We start from the raw sequence: 1,851 nt of genomic DNA, 5'->3' as shown, positions 1-1,851 counted from the left end.
ACGCCCGGCCGGCGCCGGCCATGAAACCCTCAACGTGTTGCTGTTGTGCCTGCTGATTCTCGCGGTGGCCGCCTCCGTGGTGGCGTGGCGCGGGGTGTCCCATGAGCCCGAGGCCGTCGCCAGCCATCAGCTCGACGCCCGCCGCGACCTCAGCGCTGCCGAACAAGGCATCTACGCCGATCTGCGGGTCACCCTCGACGAAATCCAGCTACTGCGCGAAGAGCAGAAAACCCTGCCAACGCCGCAGAACCTCGCGGATGAAGGTTTCGCGCCGTTTGCCCAGGACGCCAGTTCGGTCAGCCGTGGCGGTCACGCCTGGCAAATGCTCGCCGGCTCGGCCTACTTCGGCCACAGCCAGACACCGGCGGTGGCCGGCTCGTTTCTGATGCGTGTGAGCGCCGATGCCCAGGCTGCGCCGGACATCTGGCTCAACCGTGAAGCGGGCCCGCAGGCGCCTTCGGAGTTGACCGAAGCTGCCCTGTCGGCCGCTGGCTGGAAACAGATTGTCGCGCAATACGATGCCGGGGTTACCCGCGAACATCGCCATTGATCCCTCGCCCCTATTCGAGAGAAGACTGCTTGCCCATGTTCATTTCATTTTTTCGTCGCCGTCCACTGTTGCGCCTGTTTCTGCTGGGTCTGTGCGCTTCGCTGCTGAGTCCACTGGCCAGTGCCGACCCGGGCAAACGCCTGCGCATCGGCATCACCCTGCACCCGTATTACAGCTATGTGGCGAACATCGTTGGCGACAAGGCCGACGTCGTGCCGCTCATCCCCGCCGGTTTCAACCCGCACGCCTACGAGCCACGGGCCGAAGACATCAAGCGCATCAGCGGTCTGGACGTGATCGTGCTCAACGGCGTCGGCCATGATGATTTCGCCGACCGCATGATTGCCGCCAGCGAAACGCCGAACATCAAAACCATCGAAGCCAACGAGAACGTACCGCTGCTGGCCGCCACCGGGGTCGCGGCGCGCGGTGCCGGCAAAGTGGTCAACCCGCACACGTTTTTGTCGATCAGCGCCTCGATTGCCCAGGTCAACAACATCGCCCGGGAACTGGGCAAGATCGACCCGGACAACGCCAGGACGTACACGCAAAACGCTCGCGCCTACGGTAAACGACTTCGACAAATGCGCGCCGACGCGCTGGCCAAGTTGACTCAGGCACCGAATGCCGAGCTGCGCGTGGCCACGGTTCACGCCGCTTACGATTACCTGCTGCGCGAATTCGGCCTGGAAGTGACCGCGGTGGTCGAACCGGCCCACGGCATCGAACCGAGCCCGAGCCAGTTGAAGAAAACCATCGACCAATTGCGCGAACTCGACGTCAAAGTGATCTTCTCGGAGATGGACTTCCCGTCCACTTACGTCGAAACCATCCAGCGTGAATCGGGCGTGAAGCTGTACCCGCTGTCGCACATTTCCTACGGCGAATACACCGCTGACAAATACGAAAAGGAAATGACCGGCAACCTCAACACCGTGGTTCGAGCGATTCAGGAGTCGGGCGCATGACCGCTCAAGAACTGCTCGCCGCACAAATAAGCGGCCCGACGCTGGATTTTGCCGAGGTCAGCCTGACCCTCGGGCGCACGACGATTCTGGACAAAGTCACCTTCCAGGTTCAGCCCGGCAGCGTGCATGCGCTGGTCGGCCCTAACGGCGGAGGCAAGAGCTCGCTGATCAAGACCCTGCTCGGGCAGATGCCTCATCAGGGCCGGCTCAGCCTGCAATGGCCCGGCGAGCCCGGCACCATCGGCTATGTCCCGCAGGCGCTGGAATTCGATCGCGGCCTGCCGATGACCGTCGACGATTTCATGGCTGCCATGTGCCAGCGCCGCCCGGCGT

The 1,851-nt window shown here is 63.2% G+C and carries 3 protein-coding genes; all 3 read left to right on the top strand.

Annotated elements, in window-relative coordinates; genetic code table 11:
* Positions 1–550 (top strand): DUF6162 family protein (locus F2P67_RS27505; RefSeq protein WP_166226391.1); only part of this gene is annotated, 550 nt, incomplete at its 5' end.
* Positions 551–585: 35 nt separating this feature from the next.
* On the top strand, positions 586–1,518 hold the full coding sequence (locus F2P67_RS27500) for a metal ABC transporter substrate-binding protein (protein WP_166226388.1): 933 nt from the start codon (positions 586–588) through the stop codon (positions 1,516–1,518).
* On the top strand, positions 1,515–1,851 hold a 337-nt coding region (locus F2P67_RS27495; RefSeq protein WP_166226385.1), incomplete at its 3' end, for an ATP-binding cassette domain-containing protein. The genes F2P67_RS27500 and F2P67_RS27495, both read left to right, overlap by 4 nt.

Source organism: Pseudomonas atagonensis (assembly GCF_011369485.1).
Classification (GTDB): domain Bacteria; phylum Pseudomonadota; class Gammaproteobacteria; order Pseudomonadales; family Pseudomonadaceae; genus Aquipseudomonas; species Aquipseudomonas atagonensis.
This window is presented reverse-complemented; position numbering and strand designations above follow the sequence as displayed.